This is a genomic window from Aphanothece microscopica RSMan92 (assembly GCF_046613545.2).
Lineage (GTDB): Bacteria > Cyanobacteriota > Cyanobacteriia > PCC-6307 > Cyanobiaceae > NIES-981.
On the sequence record NZ_JBKKKY020000415.1, the window covers coordinates 1 to 525 of the forward strand.

The window sequence follows — 525 nt, forward strand, 5'->3', positions numbered from 1 at the left end:
CTGCAGATGCGCATCGGAACGCGACACGAAGCTCTATCACGTGGACGTCATCAAAGATCCCGATTCCATCAGCACCGCGTGATGCTGGTGACGTAGCTTGTTCCTGAGCTCAGCCAGCGTCATCCCTTCGCTCTTTACGAATATGATGAAGTTCATATTCGTGTTGTTGAATATTACTTCGCCGATTCTGCGTGTATCCACCCTGGAACTCAGAGCGCCTAACGATTGCAGCTTTTCGAGCAACTGGCACGTCTGCCGCGCCAGGGCGACATCAAGCGCGGCGTAGCTTTCGCCGAAGGGACTTGTCGGTTGGACGGTGGAGATCGCCATGGCCTGCCGCCACATTTCCTTGGAAAGGTAGTGCAGCGAATGCTCCACATAGCCGCCTATGAGCGCATCGACCGCATCACCCGCGAGAAGTGGCGGCCTTGCGATGACTTCCTCGCCGGCGCGCAGCACCTCCTCCACCTCGAGGGCGACGATCGCGACGAGCAGGTCGCCCTTGTTCCGATAGTAGTTGTAGAT

The 525-nt window shown here is 57.3% G+C and carries 1 protein-coding gene; it reads right to left on the bottom strand.

Going from position 1 to position 525, the window contains the following annotated elements; all coding sequences use genetic code 11:
- Positions 1–36: 36 nt before the first annotated feature.
- A partial coding sequence (locus tag ACLD7X_RS18305) for a TetR/AcrR family transcriptional regulator (RefSeq protein WP_411425114.1) occupies positions 37–525 on the bottom strand: 489 nt, incomplete at its 5' end.